A 21,530-nucleotide genomic window follows, 5' to 3' on the forward strand; every position below is an offset into this window, starting at 1 on the left:
AATGCGAAGGACCCCACGGACATGATGTCCGTGGGGTCCTTCGCTGCTTCTGGCCGGGTGCGGAAATCAGCCGATGGTGGGTTCCGCCTTGTCCTCCACCTTCTTCGGCTGCTGGGTCCCGGTGACCGTCGGGCGGAAGTCCTCCCCCAGCTGCTGCACCGCCAGGCGCGCCACCATCTGCTGACGGGTGGTGATCCGCTCCGAGCGAGCTCCCCCGACGAAGGCGATCGCCCAGTGCACCAACGTCGTGAACTGCGCCTTGAAGCCGACGATGTAGAGCAGGTGCAGCGCCAACCACGCCACCCAGGCCGGGAAGCCGGTCAGCTCCACCTTGCCCGCCTTCATCACCGCGCCGAACTTGCTGATCACCGCCATGGATCCCTTGTCGTGGTAGCGGAAGGGACGAGTGACCGGCTTGCCCGTCACGTCGCCGATGATCCGGTCCGCCGCGTACTGGCCGGTCTGGATGGCCACCTGCGCGACGCCCGGCAGCTTGTCCAGGCTCATCATGTCCCCGACGACGTAGACCTCCGGGTGACCGGGAACGGTGCAGTCCTTGTTGACCTGCAGGCGCCCAGCCCGGTCCACCTCGGCCTCTGACTGCTCCGCGATCATCCGGCCCAACGGGCTGGCCTGGACACCCGCGGCCCACACCTTGCAGCCGCCCTCGATGCGTTCGGTGCGCTCGTCGGAGTACTTGAGGTCCAGGCCGTTCTCGTCGACGCCGGTGACCATGGCCCCCAGCTTCACCTCGACACCGATCGCCTCCAACTTCTCCTTCGCCTTGCCGGACAGACGCTCACCGAAGGGCGGCAGCACCCGGTCTGCCGCATCCAGCAGCAGGACGCGAGCCTTGGAGGGGTCGATTCTGCGGTATTCGCCCTTGACCGTCTGGCTGGTCAATTCCCGGATCTGACCGGCCATCTCGACACCCGTCGGGCCGGCACCCACCACGACGAAGGTCAGCAGCCGCTCACGCTCCTGCTCGTCCTCGGTGAGCTCCGCCACTTCCAGGGCGCCGAAGATCCGGGCGCGCAGCTCCAGCGCGTCGTCGATGCTCTTCATGCCGGGGGCATAGACGGCGAAGTGGTCATTGCCGAAGTAGCTCTGGCCAGCACCCGCGGCGACGATCAGGTGGTCATAGCTGAGTTCGGTGGTGGTTCCCAGAGCCTCTGCCCTGATGGTGCGGGCCTCGAGGTCCATCCCCGTGACCTCGCTGAGCAGGACCCGGACGTTCTCCTGCTCCTTGAGGATCTCCCGGGTAGCGGGCGCGATCTCACCGGGCGACAGGATCCCCGTCGCCACCTGGTAGAGCAGCGGCTGGAAGAGGTGGTGGGTGGTCTTGGCCACCAAGGTGATGTCGACGTCTGCCCCTGCGAGCCGCTTGGCGGCGAACAGGCCTCCGAAGCCGGAACCGATGATGACGACGTGGGGACGGGAGTTGTTCATGGTTCTCCTGCACAGGCCTCGCCGAGAGGCATTGAATGGGACGCGGGAGAGGTTAGCCTCCCCTTCCAAAGAGGAACAATCCTCCGGGGCGCACCCACCTGCGCCGCGGCATCTCGAGGAACCGCAAGGCCCGCGATGACACTTCTAGGATCAAGGTCATGGACACGACCGAAACAGCACCTTCCCCAAACATCGAGGCCGCGCTCACCCGAAGGGAATACCTCCGCCGTCGATACCTGAGCCTGGGAACCGGGGAACTGGTGGCTGCAGTGACCTTCGCGGGTGTCTTCGGGCTCTACACCTCCTCGAGCAGCTCGCTGCGGCCCGCAGCCCTCACCCTCTGGCTGTCCTTCCTCCCACTTGAGTTCATCCTCATCCAAGGCGGGATCTACTGGCTGGCCGCCAGGGACTGGGTGAAGCGATCATGCATGCCGCCTGTGCTGGCATGCTCGTTTGCGGTCCTGACGTGGGTCAATCCGCTGCTCCTGCTGGCGGCCACCGGCATGCTTGTCTGGCAACGGCCAGCCGGGTCCGCCGCGGCCCTGGCCGTGGGTTGCGTCGTCTTCGGAGCGATCGAATACGTCAACTACTTCTGGATTCGCCTGTCCTATCCGTGGAAGTCCTGGGCACGACACGTGACACAGTGGCGACGCTCGCGTCTCCGGCATGATCTGGCGACAGCCCGCACCTCCAGGTGAGTCGCAGCAGGGGAGCCCTCACGTCCACGCGGCTGGCCAGATGTGCGCGGAACCCCTCAGGGAGAGCATGCTTGTCCACGTGGCCCAGCACCAGACCTCTCGCCCTGCCCAACTGCCGACGGTTCCCATCTCCTGCGGTGCGATCCTGCTCGACGGTCAGGGCAAGCTGCTGATCGTCAAGCCCACCTACAAGAGCGGCTGGAGCATCCCCGGCGGTTCGATGGAGAGCGACGGGGAGTCGCCGTGGCAGGCCTGCCAGCGCGAGGTGCGCGAGGAGGTGGGCCTGGCCGTGCGCCGAGGACGCCTGGTGGTGGTGGACACCCGCCCCCACGAAGGGCGCCAGATGGGTCTGCGCTTCCTCTTCCACTGCGGCACCGTGGCGCCCGCCGACGCCGCTCGGATCCGGATCGACCGGCACGAGATCGGTGAACACCGCTTCGCCCCACTCACCGAGGCCCTGGAGCTCTTGCGCCCCGCCATCTCCCGCCGAGTCGCCGTCGGGATGCAGGCCCGTTCGTGCGTCTACCTGGAGGATGGGCGTCGCAACCCTGCCGTGATCGGCTGACCTCCGCCCCACGTCGCGCCGCGTCCCGCCCCCTGCGCCACGGAATGCTCGTGGCACCCCGGACACAGGTCGCCGGGAGAAGCAGCCGGCGCGGCGTGGGCACGCGCTACGCCAGGAAATAGGGGTGCGTCGCCGGGGCACCTGCGGTTCACTGTCAGCATGGACATCGAGGAGATCTTCCCGCCCTTCGGGCTGCGCATCACCTGCGGACCGCTGGAGCTGCGGTGCGTGCGGGAGGGCGACATCCAGGAGGTCTCCGAGCTGATCGTCTCGGGCATCTACGACCCCGACGAGTACCTTCCCTTCCTGCGCCGCTGGGCCGAGAACCCGCCCGAGCTCATCCCCGCCAACACGATGCGCTTCTACTGGGGCACCTTCGCCACCTTCCAACCCGACGACTGGCACCTGGTACTGGCCGTGCGGGAGCACGGGCGGATCGTGGGGGTGCAGGACCTCACCGCCAAGGACTTCCCCATCACCCGCAGCATCGAGACGGGCTCCTGGCTGGGGAGGGGCTTCTAGGGCCGAGGCCTGGGGACGTTGATGCGCCAGGCAGTGTGCGCCTTCGGTTTCGACGAGCCGGGGGCAGCGCAGATGACGTCGGCCTACCTCGACGAGAACCAGCGCTCCGCGGGAGTGAGCCGCAAGGTCGGCTACCAGTTCAACGGGCGGGTCCGCATGGTCCACCCCGACGGGGAGCGGGTCCGCGTCGAGGAGAAGGTGGTCCTGCTCCCCGAGAACTTCACCAGGCCGCCCCACCCCGTCCGGGTGGACGGTGCCGACGCCTTCCGGACCTTCATCGGGCTCTGAGTTCGATCCTGGTCACCGTTTGCCATCCCTAGGAGTGGCAAACGGTGACCAGGATGCTTGCCTGGCGGCCCCGGCGAGCCGGCACACCAGCCACGCACTGGTTCCCACCAGCAGGGCATCGGAGACCGGGAACTCCCCCGCCCTGTGTGCCCACCACCACAGACCGGCAATGGGCACGAGGGTGAGCACGAGCCCCAGGGTGCGGTCCACGCGCCGCCCCAGCCGCCCGCAGGCCACCGCTCCCGCACTGGCCACGGACCAGCCAAGCAAGAAGAAGGGCAACCACTGCCACGTCGGACGGGAGAAGAGCTCCGAGTCATTGGCGAAGTAGAGCTGCCCGGAGATCGCCACCGACGAGAGGAGTAGCACCAGGCCTTGCAGCGCGGCCAACGGTGATGCCTCCTCCAGGACGCCCCGCAGCGGACGGCGTCCCTCACGGGGCTGTTCCGTCGGGGGCACCGTGCCCGCCGCCGCAGGGTCCGCGAGGGTTGCCACGAAGCTCCCCCGGCTCCCAACTCGAGGTCACCACCGTGCAGCCGGCAGGTCTCCCGCGCCAGCGAGAGCCCCAATCCGCGGCCGCCCTCGTGCCGGGCACCATCACCGCGCACGAAGCGGTCGAAGACCACCTCCCGCAGGTCGCCCGGGACGCCAGGTCCCGCATCCTGCACCTCGATCCGTGCCCCGGCATCCTGCGGGGAGACCGTCACGACCACCGGCTCCGCACCGTGCTGTAGGGCGTTGCCCACGAGGTTGCGCACCACCAGCCGGACGCGGTGCGGATCCAGGTTCGCCCTGAACTCCTCCCCCTCCACGTGCACGTCACGCCCCGCGGCCACCTCGTCGACGGCGTGCCGTACCAGCGCGACCACCTCCACCTCGTGGGCATCCACGCGCTGGGCTCCCTCGTCGAAGCGGTTCAGCGCGAGCAGGTCCTCGGTGAGCCCGGCCAGCCGCCCCACCTGCGGCACCATCAGGTCCAGCACCTCGTCATGGGAGCAGTGAGGTCCAGGGCGGAACTGCTGGCCAGCAGCGCGGCCGTGGGGGTGCGCAGCTCGTGGGAGGTGTCGGCGACGAAGCGTCGCTGCGACGCCAGCGTCGCCTGCACCCGGTCTGCCATCGCGTTGAAGTCCCGCCCCAGCCGGGCCACCTCCGCCGGCCCGGACGCGGCGGCCCGCGCGGAACCACCACCATCACCGAAGGCACGCACCGCCCGGCCCAGGCGCTCGATGGGACGGCTCGTGAGCCCGGCCAGCACCCAGGCCAGCGCGGCACCCACCAGGCTGATCAGGATGCCGAGCCGAAGGGCTTCCCGTCGTTGATAGTCGACGCGGAAGCGCGCATCGGTGGTGTCGATCGTCTCCACGACGACCAACGTCTTCCCATTGGTCATGGGCAACGTGCTGGATCCCGCGAAGTCATGTTCCAGTGACGACAGACTGACGGGCCAGAAGGCGGGCGTTGCCTCCTTCGGGAAGACCGAAGGGTCCCCCGAGATCTCCCCTGCACCCTGACCGGAGGTCACCAGGGGGTTCTCGCCGGCGGACCAGACCGGTTGCACCGGGTTGGCCATGTCCACCGACGTCGCATTGCTCGGCACCTCCCAGATCCAGAGCGGGGGGTCCGCGGTGTGGTCCCATTCACTGCCATCCGGGTACTTCGCCGGCCGGTAGGAGGCGACGAATCCCTCCGGCGTCTTGTCCTTCGCCCGCTGCCAGGCCAGCACCTGCCCCGTCCCGACGGACTGTGACTCCTGCCAGAGCAGGTCCCACGTCGCGGCCTCGGTCATCCGGACGGCGAACCGCCCGCAGATCGCGGTACTGGCGACGATCGCCAACCACACCAGCAGAGCGATCTGGAAACGCACGGACACGCGTCGCATCATCGGTCCAATCGGTAGCCCACGCCGCGCACGGTGTGGATGTGGGTGGGGTGCGCCGGATCCGGCTCGATCCGGGCGCGCAGCCGTTGCAGGGTGCTGTCCACCAGCCGCGAGTCGCCCCCGTACTTGTAGTCCCAGACGCGATCCAGCAGCACTGCGCGGGTGAGCACCTGCCCGGCATTGCGCAGCAGGACCTCGAGCAACCTGAACTCCATCGGGGTCAATCCCAAGTCCACGCCGTCGCGGGTCACGCGCATGGCGGCCATGTCCACGACGAGCTCCCCCAGCCGCGCGACCGGCGCCTCGTCGGAGCGGGCACCGCGACGCAACAGCGCCTTGATCCGCGCGTCGAGCACCCGCGGTGAGACGGGCTTGACCACGTAGTCGTCGGCTCCACACTCCAGACCGGCCACGACGTCGGTGTCGTCACCTCGCGCCGTGAGCATCACGATGGGCAGGCCGTTGGTCACTCGGATCCGCCGGCAGGTCTCGAAGCCGTTGATGCCGGGCATCATCACGTCCAGCAGCACCACGTCGCACCGGTGCCCGGGTGCCAGGGCGGCCAGGGCGGCGAGTCCGTCCTCGACGGCGGTCACCTCATGGCCTAGGCGGCGCAACGCCACGGCCATGGACTCGCGTACCGCACGGTCGTCGTCGACGAGGAGGACTTCAGCCATGGCCCCATGCTGGCAGGCGCTCGTCACAGCAGTGTCACAACCTGTCAGCGGGTGAGCACCACGAAACCGTCCCGGTCGTGGACGGTGCGCCATCCCTCGCGGTGGAAGTGGTCCAGGGCCTGGGGTAGCCAGTGCTCCGCGCCGCCATGACTGGCAGAGTTCCGGTCGAGCACCAGCCAGCGTGCCGCCAGCGGGCGGCCGATGTCATCCCGGTAGTCCGCCCTTCCGGGCGGCCACGCGGGCCGGACCTGTTGGGTTGCGGGATGCTCTCGGGTGAGGTGCGGGGTGAGGAAGACATCGGCCGCCAGCGGGCGGCCGGAGGGACGACTCCGAGGGCCTCGCGGGCCGCGTCCACACGGCCGGGGTCGACGTGGTCCCGCAGGCGCAGTCCGACCGCACCGTAACGGGCGCTGCACATCACGGCCATGACCAGCAGTGCCGTAGCCCTCTGCCGAGCCCGCGGTGCGAACCGTCGCATCCCGTCCAGGGTGGCGAAGGCCAGCACGACGCTGGGCAGCAGGTTGTAGTGGTAGGTGATTCCCCAGTAGGCCGGATTGCCACTGATCAACCGGGCGGCCAGCGAGGGAAGCAGCGCCAACGGAAGTGGTGAGCGCAACGCCACCAGCCCCGTGGCCAACAGCATCACCGCCACCGTGCCGGTGAGCAGTCCGGGTGACAGGAGCGCCTGCGACACATGGTGCAGGCTGGCCCGCGGCCCGCCGACGGCGCCGCGGTAGAGCCACTGGCCCGTGGGTGACAGCGCGGGGATGATGACGACCAGCACCAAACCTGTCCAGGCCATCGCCACGGCGGCCAGGGTCGCGCCCAGTCGGCGTCGTCCCATCAGGAAGACCACCCCACCCAACCCGGCCACCAGGAGTCCGGCGTCCTCCTTCACCAGCAGCACGGCCAGCGACCACGCGGTGAAGGCGCACCAACGCTCCTCCCGCAGGGCGGCAAGCGAGAGCGCCAGCAGGGGCACACCGAAGGCCACCTCGTGGACGTCGAAGACCATCGCCCACTGTGTCCCGGGCGCCGCCGCCAGCCCCAGCCCCAACAGCACCGCCACCGGCACTGGGCCGCGGCCGGGCACCAGGCGCTGGGCCGTCCGGACCAGGACCGCGCACCCCACCCCCAGCGCCATCGCCTGGGCAATGAGCAGCATCCGTGGGTCGTCCCACAGCCAGTACAGCGGTGCGGCCAGCACGATCACGGGGTGGAAGTGGTCACCACACAGGTTCATCCCGGCCGACTTCATGGCGCTGGTGGGCCAGTGCCCCTGGCTGAGGGAGCGCACGCCCTGGTCGAAGATCGCCAGGTCCATGCCACAGCCCAGGTGGCTGTAGATCCGCAGTGAGACCGCGGCATGACCAGCGGCCACGAGCAGGCCGACCAGGACCGGGCACCAGACGTCGCGAGGACCGGGCGATGTGGGATGACGGAGCGCCGGCGCAGGGGAAGGGAGCAACAGGTCCATGGCCCTGACCCCACCGGACATGGGTCACGGCACCGTCACCGGACATGTGGTGTCGGGTCACAAGGGCAGGGCTGGCTTCTTGGCCACCCTTTGACATCCCTAGGAGTGGCAAACGGTGACCAAGGCCGTTCGCCCCGTCAGCAGCTGCGGTCCAGGAGGGCCTCGGACTCGATGCAGCCGCGCCCACAGGGGTTCCAGTCCACCACTGTTCCGAGCATCCTCAGCGCGGCAGCCACCATGGCGGCGCAGGCGCACGGCCGGGTGTCCGCGTCATGGAAGCCGAAGTGCATGGTTGATTCGCCCTGCAGGAGGTGCACGTTGTCCCGGTCCATGTCCCTGAAGGCATCCGACCCCTCGTGCCCCAGCCGGCCGTCCAGTTCCACCAGCAGCCTGCCGTAACGGATGTCCCGGAAGCCCATCCGGCTGGTGGTCTGGCGCTCACCCGGTGGAAGGCCGTGCGCGCGCTCCACGTCCCGCAGCCACATCACCTCGAGCACGCTCAACGCACCCTCCCCGATGTCACCCAGCAGGCCACGAACCACATCCCGGCGCGGAAAACTCTTGAACCTTGCCAACTCCTTGAGCAGGTGTTCGGGCTTCGTCTTCCTGGAGTTCACGGCATCGGTGAGGATCGATGTGGCACGCATCGGGTTGGCCCGCACCATGTCCAGGGCGGTCCGCTCCACCGTGGTCTGGGGCGGACTGCCCTTGGTCCTGAAGCCCAGACGGGTCGCGTGAGTGGTCCAGAAGCCTGCTTGTACCTTCCTCTGTGCCCACGGCACCACCACGTGGACTTCCTTGGTGGGCTTGCCCCAGCCCTGGAGCGCCGCAGCCGTCTCCAGCCCCAGGGCGGCCCCGTCGCCGGCCGCCAGGATCGCCAGCCAGTGACGGGTGCCCCGGCTCCACTCCAGGCAGTGGGTCACGTACAAGCCACGTCCGGCCCGCACCCACGCACCATCGGCCACCATCCGCGCCACGGCATTGCGCGTGAAGCCCGCCATCAGGCACTGCTCCACCGTCAACGCACCGGACTGGGCCTTGGCGAGGGCGAGGAGGGCCTGGGGCACGGTGAGACGCGTGGACATGCCCCGATCCTGCGCGCCTGTGCGGCCTTGCGGAAGGCACACGAGGCCCCGGACAACAACCGGACAACACCTGCCCAAGCGCCCACCCACGACCCTGGTCACCGTTTGCCATCCCTAGGAGTGGCAAACGGTGACCAGGATCGCTACCGGCTCAGTAGTAGTAGGGGAACTCGGACCAGTCGGGGTCACGCTTCTCCAGGAAGGAGTCACGTCCCTCGACGGCCTCGTCGGTCATGTAGGCCAGACGGGTGGTCTCGCCGGCGAAGATCTGCTGGCCCACCAGGCCGTCGTCGACGGCGTTGAAGGCGTACTTGAGCATGCGCTGGGCCGTCGGCGACTTGCCGCAGATGATCCGCGCCCATTCCAGCCCCTCGTCCTCGAGCTGGGAGTGCGGGACCACCTTGTTGACGGTGCCCATCTCGTAGGCGCGCTGGGCGTCGTAGGTCTGGCCCAGGAAGAAGATCTCGCGCGCCACCTTCTGCCCCACCTGACGGGCCAAGTAGGCCGAGCCGTAGCCGGCGTCGAAGGAGCCGACGTCGGCGTCGGTCTGCTTGAACCTGGCGTGCTCGGCGCTGGCCAGGCTCATGTCGCTGACCACGTGAAGCGAATGTCCGCCGCCGGCCGCCCAGCCGTTGACTAGGGCGATGACCGGCTTGGGCATGAACCGGATCAGACGCTGCACCTCCAGGATGTGGAGGCGGCCCAGCTTGGCCTGGTCGATCGGCGAGGGCTTGGCGGAGCCATCATTCGCGCCACTGCCGGCATCGGCCTCCGCCATGTAGCCGGCCTTGCCACGGATCCTCTGGTCGCCACCCGAACAGAAGGCCCAGCCGCCATCCTTGGCGCTGGGGCCGTTGCCGGTGAGCAACACACAGCCGATGTCGGCGCTGGTCCGGGCGTGCTCCAGGGCGGTGTACAGCTCGTCGACGGTGTGCGGCCGGAAGGCATTGCGCACCTCGGGCCGGTTGATGGCCACGCGTACGGCGGGCACGTGCTTGGCGCGGTGGTAGGTGATGTCGGTGAAGTCGAAGCCGGGAATCTCGTCCCACAGCTCGGGCTTGAAAGGATTGTCGACCATGCACCGGAGCCTATCGGCCCCGGCTCAGGACAGTTCGGCTCGCACCTGGAGGGCCAGCTCCACCTCGTCGGTGATCACGGCATCGACGCCCCGGCGGAACATCTGCTCCAGGTCCGCGCGCCGGTTCACCGTCCAGGCATTCACGGCAATTCCCTTGTCATTCAGGCGTTCCAGCAGCCTCGGTTCGGACAGGGTGCGGAAGTCCGGATGCACCGCGGCGGCACCGAAGGCGGCCGCGTACTCCTCGACGGCCCACAGCGGCTCGACGTAGAGCAGCCCCAACGGCAGACCAAGCTCCGTGGAACCGGCGAACTGGACATGGTTGAAGGAGCTGAGGATGACCCGGTCAGTCATCCCGGCGGCGCGCACGGCCTCGGCCACTTGGAGGTCCATGCCCGGGTAGTGCTCCACCCCGTCCTTCAGCTCCACGTTGAGCACCATCTGGGTGGGGGCAAGCAGTTCCAGCACCTCCTCCAGCAGGCACAGGCGCTCTCCGTCGAAGGCGGGGTCACCGGCGCTGGCATCCACCTCGCGGATGTCGTCCCAGACGGCCTCCACCACACGCCCCGAACCGCTCGTGGTGCGGTCCAGGGTCTCGTCATGGATGACGACGAGCTTGCCGTCGGCGGTGCGCTGGACGTCCAGTTCGATGCCGTCGGCACCCAGCTCCACGGCGCGACGGAAGGCGCTCATGGTGTTCTCGGGTGCGACGGCGCTGGCTCCGCGGTGGGCCCAGATGCTTGTCATGTTGCTCACGCTAGGACACCCGGGTGAACACCGGATGTCATGCCTGGCGACGCTCCAGCCAGTCCATCACGAGACCGGACAATGCGCCGTGAACCAGCACGGACAGGATGATGGTGAAGGCCGCCGTCGCCCACAGGGCCTCCTGGTCCGCGAAGGTCTGATGTCTGGTGGCGTAGGCGAGGTAGTAGATGGTGCCGATGCCGCGCACGCCGAAGAAGCTCATCACCGCCATGTCCGCCCTGGTGAGGCGCACTCCCGCGGAATGCTCATTGGCGCTGCGCAGGGACAGCGACAGCGACAGCCAGCCGGCCAGCGGCCTGACCACGAAGACCAGCAGCAGCCCCGCGGCCATCCCGGCCGGCGTGAGTGCCTCCATCAGGCCATTGGTGGGGCTCAGTCCCAGCATCAGCAGGAGCAACAGGGTGAGCAGGGTCTCCATCCGCTCGGTGACCTCGTGCATGGACTGGTGGTACTCGTGCTCCGGCTCCCAGCCACCACAGTGTCACCGCCGAGACGAAGACGGCCAGGAAGCCGTACCCGTGCAGGGCTTCGGCCGTGCCGCAGGCCAGCGCGAGGCAGGCGAGCGCAAGGATGGGTTCCCCGGTCAGCACTCGGCGCAGCGCGGCCTTCGGCGGATGGAAGGCCAGCCACCCCAGCACCCAGCCGACGACGATGCCGCAGACCACGCCAATCAGCACCCGGGCCACCAGGTCCCACCAGACCCAGTGCCAGACCCACCCGCCGAGCTGACCGGCTCCGGCCCAGGCGATGGCGAGGTAGACGAAGGGGAAGGCAAGACCGTCGTTGAGGCCGGCCTCCGCCGTGAGACCGAAACGGACCTCGTCATGCTCGTCAAGATCGGCCTGGCTTCCCCCGGTGGTGGGACCTGCCACCTGGACGTCGCTGGCCAGAACCGGGTCCGTGGGAGCCAGCGCGGCCCCCAGGAGCAGCGCCGAGGCAGGTGCAAGACCCATCAATCCCCAGCCGGCAACGGCGACGCCCGCGATGGTCAGCGGCATCGCCACCAGCAGCAGCCGCCAGGAGGCAGACCAGGCTCGCAGGGTGTGGAGCCGAAGCAGACTGATCCGACGATCCAGCGACAACCCGACGCCCATCAACGCCACCAGCCCATCAACGCCACCAGCCCATCAACGCCACCAGCCCATCAACGCCACCAGCCCATCAACGCCACCAAGATGCACAGCTCCGTGAGGTGCTCGGTGACCGCCTGGTGCGCAGTCGGGTCGACCCACCAGTCGGGCAGACCGGGAAGCAGCCCCAGGACGAGACCAACCAGCACCAGCACCATGGGCGCGGAGAGGGGCAGGCGCCGCAGCGCGGCGGGCAGGACGACGGCAAGGAGAAGGGCCGCGCCCACCACCAGGTAACACAGATCAGCGACGGCCACGGGCCACTTCTAGCGCACCCCGCGCCGCCGTCGGGCATCGACGGGCTTCCTCACCCCCGCAGGGGTGGGCCGAGGACCGCGCCTTCCAGCGGGCTCAGTGCTCCTCCAGGGAGCCGGTGAACCCGTCGACTCGCAACGAGTCCGTCAGGGCCGTCCACTTCTTCTCCACCATCTTTGCCTTCGGGCAGCCGTAGACCAGCTGGTAGCCCTGCAGGGATTCATTGCTCAGCCGGCCCGCGGCCCGCAGGGCATCGGTGCTCGTCGCACCGCTGGCGGTGAGAGTGGGCACTGGCCCCGGATCGCCGGGGACCATCAACCCATTGGCCTGGAAGGTGGAAATGCCGGAGACCTTCATGATGGCGCCGAGCATGTTGTAGGTGGCGTCCTGATCCTCGGTGCCGTCACCTTTGTCGATCAGCAGCCGCACCACGCGCAACTGGCACCCGTCGGAACTGCGGAAGAGCTTCACCTCGGACCGGACACCGCCACTTGGCGTGCTGGCGGGAAGTGAGACCTCGGTCATGTCCGCCGGAGGCGTGTAGCTGAGCGTCACGTACTGGGGCGGGGTGGGGGTGTTCGGGGCCTGCGCGTCGTCCTTGCCGGAGCATCCGCTGGTGACCAGCAGTGCGCCCGCCACCAGGACAGTCAGGGGACGACGTCCCGCCGTGGTCACAACAGCTTCCTCAACGCGAGGGCGGCTGCAGCCGCCGCGCCGAACGCAAACTTGTAGGGAACCCGGGGCTTGAACCCACTCTCGACGGGTGCCTCGCCCTCCGGCATGGTCACCTGTCCACGATCAGCATCCACAGTGATCAGCATGCCATTGCGGATGCGACGTGTGGCGATGCCGGTCCCGAGCACGGCGGGAATTCCGTACTCACGCGCGACGATGGAACTGTGGGACAGAGGGCCACCGACGTCGGTGACCACCGCGGCTGCCATCGCGAACAGCGGCGTCCAGTCGGGCGTCATGATCGGCGAGACCAAGACCTCCCCCGGCAACATCTGGTCGAAGTCCTCCGGCCCCCTGATCACCCGCGCCGGGCCCGTGATCCGCCCCTGACTGACACCCAGCCCCTTGATCACCGGGCCCTCCTGCTGGGTCTCCATGGCGGGCATGAAGCGGTGGAACATCTTGTACCAGGCATTGTGGGGCAACAGCTGCGGCGGCGTGGCGGCACGCTGCCCGCGCCAGGCGATGCGACGGGCCTCGACAAGCTCGGCCATCGTGGCTGTCTGCTCGGCCATTGTCGCTGTCTGCTCGGCTGCCCCGTCGTCCAGTTGATCGCAGAAGGCTGTCAGCTCGTCGCGGCGCAACCAGAAGATGTCGTCGGCTTCGCCCACGACGCCGAGGTCGACCAGACGCCCACCCAGGCTGCGCAGCATGCGACGCATCAGGGGCCAGGCCAGGCCGACGTCGGCCAACGCGTCCTCGCGCACCGGCGCCAGGTGCTGCGCCTTGACCAGCAGCGGCTGCAGGATGGCCTTGCGGGCGGGGTCCAGGCGTGAGAAGAGTTCCGCCTCCGCCGCCTCGCGCCGGGCGGTCTGCTGGTTGAGCCGCTCGTCGGGGTTGAGGCCCTTGGCACCCATGTACCAGCGCAGGGTCTCCATCACCGGCGTGGGATCATCGGCAGGCACGGGCACCATGAAGTCCAGGGTCTGGACCGTGTGGCCGAAACGGTCCAGGTGTTCTGCCAGCCGCCGCTGGAAGTCCGCCGCCTCCGCAATCCCGCCCAGGGGCCGGTCCGCCAGCAGCGCGTCGGCCAGGCCCGGCCGCTCACGACACCACTGCGCCAGGGACCACAGCGACCGCTCGGCCTCGATCGGCAGGGAGGCGAAGCCCTGCAGGAAGACCGATGCGGGCGGCCCGCCGGCCTGCTTCGCGAGGCTGGTGTACAGGCGGGTGAAGGGGAGCTCGGCGCTGGCCGCCAGAGGAATGACGGCCTGCACCGTGGCGTAGTACTCACACGCGGCGTCCAGCAGGGACTGCACGCCCACCAACAACTGCCGGCTGGGCAGGCCCTCCAGGTCCTGTTCACCCCAGTTGGCCACCACCTGTTGGTAGGCGGGATGCGCGCTCTCCCACAGCTTCTCGCCGTTGAGCTGGCTTCGCCCACCCAGTGCCGCCACCGCCTGCGGGCTCTGCTTGAGCAACCGCAGCATGCCGTCGCGGCCGTAGTAGTAGTACGCGTAACCGTTGATCGTCGGGAAGTCCAGGTCCCCCGGCCGCAGGCTGCGGTCATCGAAGTAGCGGCGCAGCACGGTACGCAGCCCCTGCACGACGGCGGGACGGACCATGTCCGCGAACAAGGGGCTGAGCGGATCGGGCATCTGCTCGATGATCGAGGCGCGCACGTACATGGCCTTGTCATCGGGCACGGACCAGTCTTCGGGAATGTCGCCGACGGTCTGGGACAGGGCGGTGATGGGCCGGGCCTGCACCAGCACCAGTGCGCCGTCGGGCGCCAGCACCCACTCGATGTCCTGGGGGGCCTGGAAGATCTCCTCGACGCGGTGCCCCAGCTCCGCCAGGTGGACAGCCTGTGCGTCGGTCAGGGCGCTGGCATGGCGATCCTGTGGGGCGACGGCCAGGTCCACCGTCCCGCTGCCCTCGGTGGAGGACTGGATGCGTACCCGCTTGTCCACGGTGCTGCGCTGCTCAACGGTGCCGGCACGCACGACGACGGTGTCCGCCGCGCCGCCCTGCACCGCCTGCTCGCCCAGCCCGAAGGTCGCGCTGACCAGCGTCTCGTCGCGACGACCGTTGACCGGGTTGGCGGTGAACATCACGCCTGCGGATTGTGCCTCCACCATCTTCTGCACGACCACGGCCAGGGCCACCCGGTGCTGGTCCACGCCATGGCGGGTGCGGTAGGCAACGGCCCGCTCATTCCACAGGGAGGCGAAACAGCGTCGCACGGCGTCGACGAGCACATCGGCCCCGCGGATGTTGAGGTAGCTGTCCTGCTGGCCGGCGAAGCTCGCACCGGTGAGGTCCTCGGCCGTACCGGAGCTGCGCACGGCCACGGCACCGCCTCCCAGATCCCGCCAGGCCGTCACCACATCGTGGGCCAGGTCCACTGGCAGGGGCGTCGTGAAGAGTTCGCGGATGCCTGCCTCGTCGCCGGAGTCCACCAGGTGCGGCAGGTGTCCCTGCGGATCAGCCGCCTCCAGGTAGCGGCGGTAGGCGTCGGTGGTGACCACGAAGCCATTGGGCACGGGAAGGCCGGCCCGCAGCATCCGGGACAGGTTGGCGCCCTTGCCTCCGACGAGTACCGCCCCACGGTCCTGGTCGAGCCAGCCGATGTTCTCCATCTGGAATCTCCTTCGCCTGCCCTGAGCCGTCAACGAGTTCCACGCACCGCGCGGGTTCCGGAATCACCGCGGGCCGGCTCCAGTCTAGGCGCGCGACGCCCACGGGGTGCCTCCTGACGGGCCAGCAGCAGCGGCCTGATCCGGTAGCCGACCACCTCACGCAGGAAGACGCTGGTGGAGGTTCGCAGGATCCCGGGACACAGCCGGATCTCCTCGCTGACGCGGTAGAGGTCGTCGGGATTGCGGGCGACGACGCGGCACAGGAGGTCCGTCCCGCCAGCCGGCGCGAAGCACTCGAGCACCTCTGGGATCTGACGCAGTGCTGTGACCGCATCCTCCAACTGGTGCTGGTCCAGCTCGACGGAGACGGTCGCCGCCAACCCACAACCCAGGGCCGAGGGTGGGATGCGGGTGCTGGCCAGGCGCAACAGGCCCAGTTCGCGGTAGCGCTCGAGACGGGACTGGACGGTGCCACGGGCCAGCTTCGTCTTCTGCGCCAGCAGGAGCACCGGCATCCGCGGGTCCTCGTCGAGGACCGCCAGGATGCGACGGTCCGTCTCGTCGAGCTGGTAGTCGGCCTCGGCTGCCATGGCGCCTCCTCGTTGGCTTCACTGGGTGATCTGCCCAAGAATGACCACAGCCTATCGCCGTCTTTGATCAGATTGATCAATCTTTCATCAGCCTGTTGTGCAATCTGGCGTCGAAGCGGCACATTGGTGTCACCGAGCAGCCCACGAAGCAGCCCGGAGCGGACACCCCGAAGAGGCCCACAAGGCAGCCAGGGGCAGGGATGGAGCCAGTACCCGGCAACCCGAGTCATCACATGAACCGCGCCCCCAGCAGGGCTCCAGACCATCTGGAACCTCGCTGGGGGCGCGGTTCGGTTTCGTCCAGACTCGGACGGGTCCACAGAGCGAAACGCGATGCGTGTGGTCAATTTCACATTCAATGGCCATCGCCGTGAGGACCATCGGACACGACAAAGGCCCCGGTCCTGGGACCGGGGCCTTCGCCTCCTGCGCACTCGGAGGGACTCGAACCCCCAACCTTCTGATCCGTAGTCAGATGCTCTATCCATTGAGCCACGAGTGCATGCCCTTGCGGGCGAGAAGAAACATTACCGCGAGATGACGCCCAAGCCAAATCGAGCACTTTGCCGACCTGCGAGACAGGCGCCAGACCAAGTGGACAACGTTCCCGAGCCTGGGCGATGATACAACTCATCCCGGTGGTCTGTTTTCAGACCAGTGCCCCCACTGGTCTTCACCCATTGAGTACACCGACGTACAGGAGCACAGCATGCAGGTTCCCAATCCCGATCCGGTCAACCCGCTCGACGACGAGCCCCAGAAGGACTTCGAGCGCAAGAACGTCAAGGACATCCCGGTGGAGGGCAAGCTGCCCGAGCTCCAGTCCGTCGTCGACTGGGTGAACGAGGTCGCCGCCCTGACCCAGCCCGACAAGATCCGCTACTGCGACGGATCGGATGCGGAGTGGGACGAGCTGGTGGACCTGCTGGTGAAGTCCGGCACGGCCATCAAGCTCAACGAAGAGAAGATGCCGAACTCGATCTACTGCAAGTCCGATCCCGACGACGTGGCGCGCGTGGAGGACCAGACCTTCATCTGCTCCAAGAACGAGGCCGACGCCGGCCCCACGAACAACTGGATGCACCCGGATGAGATGAAGGGCATCATGAACGGCCTGTTCGATGGGGCCATGCGTGGGCGCACCATGTACGTCATCCCCTTCTGCATGGGCCCCTTGGACTCGGAGGACTCGAAGTTCGGCGTCGAGATCACCGACTCCGCCTACGTCGTGCTCAGCATGAAGATCATGGCCCGCATGGGTCAGGCTGCCCTGGACGAGATGACCAAGCGCAACGCCCCCTTCGTGCCCTGCCTGCACTCCGTCGGCTACCCGCTGGAGCCCGGCCAGAAGGACGTCCCGTGGCCGTGCAGCGAGATCAAGTACATCGTGCACTTCCCGGAGGAGCGCGCCATCTGGAGCTACGGCTCCGGCTACGGCGGCAATGCCCTGCTGGGCAAGAAGTGCTACGCGCTGCGCATCGCCTCGGTGATGGGCCGCGACGAGGGCTGGATGGCCGAGCACATGCTGATCCTGAAGCTCACCAGTCCGGAGGGCAAGGCCTACCATCTGGCCGCCGCCTTCCCGTCGGCCTGCGGCAAGACCAACCTGGCCATGCTGGACCCGACCATCTCCGGCTGGAAGGTGGAGACCCTGGGCGACGACATCGCCTGGATCCGGATCGGCAAGGACGGCCGGATGTACGCCACCAACCCGGAGAACGGTTTCTTCGGCGTGGCCCCCGGCACTGGCGCTGCCACCAACCCGAATGCCATGCGCACCATCGAGAAGGGCAACTCGATCTTCACCAATGTGGCCGTGACCGACCACGGTGGCGTCTGGTGGGAGGGCATGACCGCGGTCAAGCCCCCGCACCTGACGGACTGGAAGGGCCGTAGCTGGACCCCCGAGGAGGGCCCCGAGGGTGGCCGCGCCAACGAGAAGGCCGCGCACCCGAACAGTCGCTTCTGCACCCCGATCGAGCAGTGCCCCATCCTGTCCGAGGACTTCAACAATCCCGAGGGTGTCCCGCTGGACATCATCATCTTCGGGGGCCGTCGCGAGAACACCATTCCGCTGGTCACCCAGGCCCGGGACTGGAACCACGGTGTGTACATGGGCGCCACCTGCTCCTCGGAGACCACGGCCGCCGCGAAGGGTGCCGTCGGCGTCCTGCGTCGCGACCCGATGGCCATGCTGCCCTTCATCGGCTACCACGTCGGTGACTACCTGCAGCACTGGGTGGACATGGGCAACAAGACCACCGAGGACAAGCTGCCGAAGATCTTCTACACCAACTGGTTCCGCAAGGGTGCCGATGGCAAGTTCGTCTGGCCCGGCTTCGGTGACAACAGCCGCGTGCTGAAGTGGATGATCGACCGCCTCGAGGGCAAGGCCGAGGGCCAGGAGACGCCCGTGGGCATCGTTCCCGCCGCCGGAGAGCTCGACGTCGAGGGCCTGGACATGACCCCCGAGGCCGTCGAGGAGTGCACCCGCTACGTCGCCCACGAGTGGGCCGACGAGCTGCCGCGCCTGGAGAGCTGGCTGGAGAGCTTCGGCTCCAAGCTGCCTCCGTCGATCTCCGCGGAGCTCGACAAGGTGCGCGAGGGCGTCAAGAAGTAGTCCCCGCCTGAGCTGACGAGAGGGCCCGGTAGTCCATCACGGACTACCGGGCCCTCCTCCTGTCCCGTGCAGCTGGTACCCGATCCTGAACATCCCGGCCCCCGAGCCTGTCGAGGGCCCGGTTCAGACGGTGGCGAAGAGCTCCGAGCCCTGCTCAATGGGCACGTCCGCCTCGGCCGGGACGATCGAGCCGGGGGCGGTGTCCATCTGGCAGACCAGCACGACGGTGTCCATGCCGGCCTCGAGGGCCACCTGGGGATCCCATTCGACGATCGGCTGGCCGGCCTCCACGACGCCCTTCTCCTGCGCGAGGACGGTGAAGCCGTCGCCCTTGAGCCTGACGGTGTTGATCCCCAGGTGCACCAGCACGCCGATGCTGCCGTCGTGCACCACGAAGGCGTGCGGGTGCACCTTGAGCAGCTTGCCCGCGATCGGTGAGACGACGCTCTGCGGGCCCTCGGCCGGCTCAATGGCCACGCCGGAACCCACCATCTCCGCGGCAAAGACGGGGTCACTGACGCCGGACAGCCCGCGGACCGTTCCGGCAACGGGCGCCAGGACGCTGGTCACATCAGGTCCTGGATGTCTTCGCTCAGGGTGTCCGCCTCGGGGCCGACGATGACCTGCACCACGGTCCCGGTCCGCATCACGCCGTGTGCGCCGGCCGCCTTGAGAGCGGCCTCGTCCACCAGCGACGGGTCGCTGACCTCGGTGCGCAGCCGGGTGATGCACGGCTCCATCTCGACGATGTTGCCGGCGCCGCCGAGGCCCGCCAGGATCTGCTCTGCCTTGCTCATCGTGGTCCTTTCGTCCGGCGCCATGGCGCCTTTGCCTTGTCATTCGAGCCTACCGACCCGGGCCCTGCGCGGCGGTGTTGACTTCGTCGTCACGCCGAGGCAGAGTCCTCTGGTACATACTGGACCGTACCAGTTGGTACCGGCGGCAATGAAGCCGCCGTCTCCCGGAACAGCCGCCCGTCAGGAGGCACCGTGCAGCCCGCACCGCAGGAGTCCATCCGCGTCGTCACCGAAAGTGCTGTGCCGAAGCACGTCCAGCTGCGGGAACTGTTGCTGCACACGATCCGCGACGAGCTCTCGCCCGGTGATGCACTCACCTCGGAGCGGGAGCTGATGGCGCGTCACTGTGTCTCGCGCGCCACCGTCCGGCGCGCCGTCGGCGAGCTGGTGGCCAACGGCGTCCTGGTGCGCACCCCGGGCAAGGGCACCTTCGTGGCACGCAGCAGCGTCGAGTCCCGGTTGCACCTGGCCTCCTTCACCGACGACATGCGCCGTCGCGGCTACCGGCCGAGCACCGTGGTGCTGGACTGCTCCCTCACCCCCGCCCCCACCGAGGTCAGCCGCTTCCTGGGCACGGGGCTGGACGGCCGCCACTGGCGGCTGGAACGCCTCAGACTGGCCGACGAGCTGCCGATGGCCGTCGAGACCGGCTGGTACAACGCGGAACTGTTGCCCGGCTTCGGCGACGAGGACCACTCGTCGCTCTACCAACTCCTCCGCGACCGGCACGGGCTGGTGATCGACCGTGCGGAACAGGTGGCCACCTCACAACTGGCCGACGAGCGCACCTGCCGCCTGCTGCGGGTGCAGCCGCCCGCCGCCGTGATGACCTTCCTGCGCCGCTCCGCGGCCGGAGAAGAGCCCGTCGAATGCGTCCGCAGTGACTACCGCGGTGACCGCTACAGCCTCGGGATGGCCCTCGACGGGTCCATGCCCTCCGAATCCACCCTCAGCCAATCCTTCCCCAACCACCATTGAGAGGAATCATGTCCACCACCACGGACCCGGCAGCGAAGCCGGGCAAGTCCAGGATGGCCGGCATCCAGAAGTTCGGCCGCTCCCTGATGCTCCCCATCGCCTCCCTGCCCGCCGCAGCCCTGTTGCTGCGTCTGGGCCAGGACGACCTGCTGGGCAAGAACGGCCTGGGCTGGACCCACGTCGCGCCCATCTTCGCCGCGGCAGGAAATGCCCTGTTCGCCTGGCTGCCGCTGCTCTTCGCCGTCGGCATCGCCATCGGCATGGCCAAGAAGTCCGACGGTTCCACGGCGCTGGCCGCCGTGATCGGCTACATGGTCTTCAAGGGGGTCACCGACGCCATGAGCCCCTTCGTGCTTGGCCTTCCAGGCAAGGACGAGAAGCAGGAACTGGTGAACTTCGGGGTGCTGGGTGGCGTCGTGATCGGCCTGGTGGCGGCCTACCTCTACCAGCGCTTCTACCGCACCAAGCTGCCCACCTACCTGGCCTTCTTCGGCGGACGTCGCCTGGTGCCGATCCTCACCTCCTTCGCCGCCCTGGTGCTGGGCGTGCTGATGAGCTTCATCTACCCGGCCTTCGACCAGGTGTTGACCAGCCTGGGCAACTGGGTGGCCGGCAATGCCGTGCTCGGCGGCTTCGTCTACGGCACCCTGAACCGCCTGCTGATCCCCACCGGCCTGCACCACATCCTCAACTCGGTGCCGTGGTTCGTGCTGGGTGACTTCACCGACGCCAGCGGCAAGGTGGTCAACGGTGACATCAACCGCTTCCTGGCGGGTGACCCGACTGCGGGCGCCTTCATGACCGGCTTCTTCCCGATCATGATGTTCGCCCTGCCCGGTGCCGCCATCGCCATCTGGCAGGAGGCCAAGCCCACCATGAAGAAGGTCACCGGCGGCATCATGCTGTCCTCCGCCCTGACCGCCTTCCTGACCGGCGTCACCGAGCCCATCGAGTTCGCCTTCATGTTCGTCGCATGGCCGCTGTACGTGGTCCACGCCCTCCTGACGGGCGTCTCCATCGCCCTGTGCAATGCCCTGGGCATCAAGGCCGGCTTCGGCTTCTCCGCCGGCCTGTTCGACCTGGCCCTGAACTGGAACATCTCCACCAAGCCGGCGCTGCTGGTGGGCATCGGACTGGTCTACTTCGTCGTCTACTACCTGCTCTTCCGCATCATCATCCGCAAGTGGAACCTGCGCACCCCGGGGCGCGAGGAAGAGGGCGAGGCGACCCTGGCCGACGACAGCGTCAACGTCTGAAACCCGTTCCGCTACCCCTCCATGAGCCCGTCGAGGGCCTCGACAGGCTCGGCCAGCGAAAGAAGGAAGGCCCCCGGGATCTCTCCCGGGGGCCTTCTGGT

At 68.2% G+C, this 21,530-nt stretch carries 21 protein-coding genes, 1 tRNA gene and 3 pseudogenes; 7 read left to right on the forward strand and 18 right to left on the reverse strand.

Going from position 1 to position 21,530, the window contains the following annotated elements; all coding sequences use genetic code 11:
* Window positions 1–66: 66 nt before the first annotated feature.
* Window positions 67–1,449 carry an NAD(P)/FAD-dependent oxidoreductase gene (locus tag EDD41_RS08305; RefSeq protein ID WP_094765475.1) on the reverse strand — a complete coding sequence of 461 codons (1,383 nt, stop codon included), beginning with the start codon at window positions 1,447–1,449 and terminating at the stop codon, window positions 67–69.
* Between the two features lie 158 nt (window positions 1,450–1,607).
* Between EDD41_RS08305 and EDD41_RS08310 the strand changes: the two genes are divergently transcribed.
* The 4 genes from EDD41_RS08310 to EDD41_RS17480 all read left to right on the forward strand — a co-directional run bounded on the left by EDD41_RS08310 (window position 1,608) and on the right by EDD41_RS17480 (window position 3,522).
* A complete protein-coding gene (locus EDD41_RS08310; RefSeq protein ID WP_123575564.1) occupies window positions 1,608–2,147 on the forward strand; it encodes a hypothetical protein in 540 nt (179 codons plus the stop codon).
* Window positions 2,148–2,214: 67 nt separating this feature from the next.
* Window positions 2,215–2,712, forward strand: coding sequence for an NUDIX domain-containing protein (locus EDD41_RS08315; RefSeq protein ID WP_123575565.1), 498 nt, complete (start codon window positions 2,215–2,217; stop codon window positions 2,710–2,712).
* A 159-nt stretch (window positions 2,713–2,871) separates the two neighbouring features.
* Window positions 2,872–3,234 carry a GNAT family N-acetyltransferase gene (locus EDD41_RS08320; protein ID WP_123575566.1) on the forward strand — a complete coding sequence of 121 codons (363 nt, stop codon included), beginning with the start codon at window positions 2,872–2,874 and terminating at the stop codon, window positions 3,232–3,234.
* A 9-nt stretch (window positions 3,235–3,243) separates the two neighbouring features.
* Window positions 3,244–3,522, forward strand: coding sequence for a GNAT family N-acetyltransferase (locus EDD41_RS17480; RefSeq protein ID WP_342769283.1), 279 nt, complete (start codon window positions 3,244–3,246; stop codon window positions 3,520–3,522).
* A gap of 12 nt (window positions 3,523–3,534) precedes the next feature.
* On the opposite strand, the gene EDD41_RS17485 is transcribed toward EDD41_RS17480, so the two are convergent.
* From EDD41_RS17485 to EDD41_RS08380, 15 genes and pseudogenes are all read right to left on the reverse strand, one after another.
* Window positions 3,535–4,017: a hypothetical protein gene (locus tag EDD41_RS17485; protein ID WP_245995575.1), complete on the reverse strand. Its 483-nt coding sequence runs from the start codon at window positions 4,015–4,017 to the stop codon at window positions 3,535–3,537.
* Window positions 4,018–4,094: 77 nt separating this feature from the next.
* A pseudogene (locus tag EDD41_RS18155) lies at window positions 4,095–4,493 on the reverse strand (sensor histidine kinase); the annotation flags it as partial.
* Window positions 4,493–5,404 carry a HAMP domain-containing protein gene (locus EDD41_RS08330; RefSeq protein WP_123575568.1) on the reverse strand — a complete coding sequence of 304 codons (912 nt, stop codon included), beginning with the start codon at window positions 5,402–5,404 and terminating at the stop codon, window positions 4,493–4,495. The gene EDD41_RS08330 and the pseudogene EDD41_RS18155, both read right to left, overlap by 1 nt.
* Window positions 5,401–6,078 carry a response regulator transcription factor gene (locus EDD41_RS08335; RefSeq protein ID WP_123575569.1) on the reverse strand — a complete coding sequence of 226 codons (678 nt, stop codon included), beginning with the start codon at window positions 6,076–6,078 and terminating at the stop codon, window positions 5,401–5,403. The genes EDD41_RS08330 and EDD41_RS08335 overlap by 4 nt, the downstream gene beginning before the upstream one ends.
* Before the next feature lie 34 nt (window positions 6,079–6,112).
* Window positions 6,113–7,555, reverse strand: a complete 1,443-nt coding sequence (locus EDD41_RS08340) for a DUF2079 domain-containing protein (protein WP_170165292.1) — start codon at window positions 7,553–7,555, stop codon at window positions 6,113–6,115.
* Window positions 7,556–7,692: 137 nt separating this feature from the next.
* Window positions 7,693–8,640, reverse strand: a complete 948-nt coding sequence (locus tag EDD41_RS08345) for a type IV toxin-antitoxin system AbiEi family antitoxin domain-containing protein (RefSeq protein ID WP_094765483.1) — start codon at window positions 8,638–8,640, stop codon at window positions 7,693–7,695.
* Between the two features lie 151 nt (window positions 8,641–8,791).
* Window positions 8,792–9,718, reverse strand: a complete 927-nt coding sequence (locus EDD41_RS08350; RefSeq protein WP_094765484.1) for a 1,4-dihydroxy-2-naphthoyl-CoA synthase — start codon at window positions 9,716–9,718, stop codon at window positions 8,792–8,794.
* 24 nt (window positions 9,719–9,742) lie between these two features.
* The gene (locus EDD41_RS08355; RefSeq protein ID WP_148060512.1) at window positions 9,743–10,465 is read right to left on the reverse strand and encodes a glycerophosphodiester phosphodiesterase family protein; all 723 of its coding nucleotides are present in this window, start codon (window positions 10,463–10,465) and stop codon (window positions 9,743–9,745) included.
* A gap of 37 nt (window positions 10,466–10,502) precedes the next feature.
* Window positions 10,503–10,931, reverse strand: a pseudogene (locus tag EDD41_RS17800) (cation:proton antiporter domain-containing protein); the annotation flags it as partial.
* 91 nt (window positions 10,932–11,022) lie between these two features.
* Window positions 11,023–11,580: pseudogene (locus tag EDD41_RS17805) on the reverse strand (cation:proton antiporter domain-containing protein); the annotation flags it as partial.
* Window positions 11,581–11,630: 50 nt separating this feature from the next.
* Window positions 11,631–11,873 (reverse strand): hypothetical protein, encoded by a 243-nt coding sequence (locus tag EDD41_RS17495; protein WP_245995577.1) that lies wholly within the window; start codon window positions 11,871–11,873, stop codon window positions 11,631–11,633.
* Window positions 11,874–11,967: 94 nt separating this feature from the next.
* A complete protein-coding gene (locus EDD41_RS08365) occupies window positions 11,968–12,546 on the reverse strand; it encodes a hypothetical protein (protein WP_123575572.1) in 579 nt (192 codons plus the stop codon).
* The gene (locus EDD41_RS08370; protein ID WP_123575573.1) at window positions 12,543–15,188 is read right to left on the reverse strand and encodes a PEP/pyruvate-binding domain-containing protein; all 2,646 of its coding nucleotides are present in this window, start codon (window positions 15,186–15,188) and stop codon (window positions 12,543–12,545) included. The genes EDD41_RS08365 and EDD41_RS08370 overlap by 4 nt, the downstream gene beginning before the upstream one ends.
* A 29-nt stretch (window positions 15,189–15,217) precedes the next feature.
* Window positions 15,218–15,778 carry an Lrp/AsnC family transcriptional regulator gene (locus EDD41_RS08375; RefSeq protein ID WP_094765488.1) on the reverse strand — a complete coding sequence of 187 codons (561 nt, stop codon included), beginning with the start codon at window positions 15,776–15,778 and terminating at the stop codon, window positions 15,218–15,220.
* 429 nt (window positions 15,779–16,207) lie between these two features.
* Window positions 16,208–16,280, reverse strand: a tRNA-Arg gene (locus EDD41_RS08380).
* Between the two features lie 207 nt (window positions 16,281–16,487).
* Here EDD41_RS08380 and EDD41_RS08385 point away from each other — a divergent pair.
* Window positions 16,488–18,398 carry a phosphoenolpyruvate carboxykinase (GTP) gene (locus EDD41_RS08385; RefSeq protein ID WP_123575574.1) on the forward strand — a complete coding sequence of 637 codons (1,911 nt, stop codon included), beginning with the start codon at window positions 16,488–16,490 and terminating at the stop codon, window positions 18,396–18,398.
* Window positions 18,399–18,521: 123 nt separating this feature from the next.
* On the opposite strand, the gene EDD41_RS08390 is transcribed toward EDD41_RS08385, so the two are convergent.
* Both EDD41_RS08390 and EDD41_RS08395 read right to left on the reverse strand, forming a co-directional pair.
* Window positions 18,522–18,968, reverse strand: coding sequence for a PTS sugar transporter subunit IIA (locus EDD41_RS08390; RefSeq protein ID WP_123575575.1), 447 nt, complete (start codon window positions 18,966–18,968; stop codon window positions 18,522–18,524).
* The gene (locus EDD41_RS08395; protein ID WP_123575576.1) at window positions 18,965–19,195 is read right to left on the reverse strand and encodes a PTS sugar transporter subunit IIB; all 231 of its coding nucleotides are present in this window, start codon (window positions 19,193–19,195) and stop codon (window positions 18,965–18,967) included. The genes EDD41_RS08390 and EDD41_RS08395 overlap by 4 nt, the downstream gene beginning before the upstream one ends.
* A 192-nt stretch (window positions 19,196–19,387) precedes the next feature.
* Between EDD41_RS08395 and EDD41_RS08400 the strand changes: the two genes are divergently transcribed.
* Together EDD41_RS08400 and EDD41_RS08405 are read left to right on the forward strand one after the other, a co-directional pair.
* A complete protein-coding gene (locus tag EDD41_RS08400; RefSeq protein ID WP_123575577.1) occupies window positions 19,388–20,173 on the forward strand; it encodes a GntR family transcriptional regulator in 786 nt (261 codons plus the stop codon).
* An 8-nt stretch (window positions 20,174–20,181) separates the two neighbouring features.
* Complete coding sequence (locus EDD41_RS08405) at window positions 20,182–21,429, forward strand: PTS transporter subunit EIIC (protein WP_094765492.1); 1,248 nt, start codon at window positions 20,182–20,184, stop codon at window positions 21,427–21,429.
* Window positions 21,430–21,530: the final 101 nt, after the last annotated feature.

The sequence above is a fragment of the Luteococcus japonicus genome (genome assembly GCF_003752415.1).
GTDB classification, from domain to species: Bacteria; Actinomycetota; Actinomycetes; order Propionibacteriales; family Propionibacteriaceae; genus Luteococcus; species Luteococcus japonicus.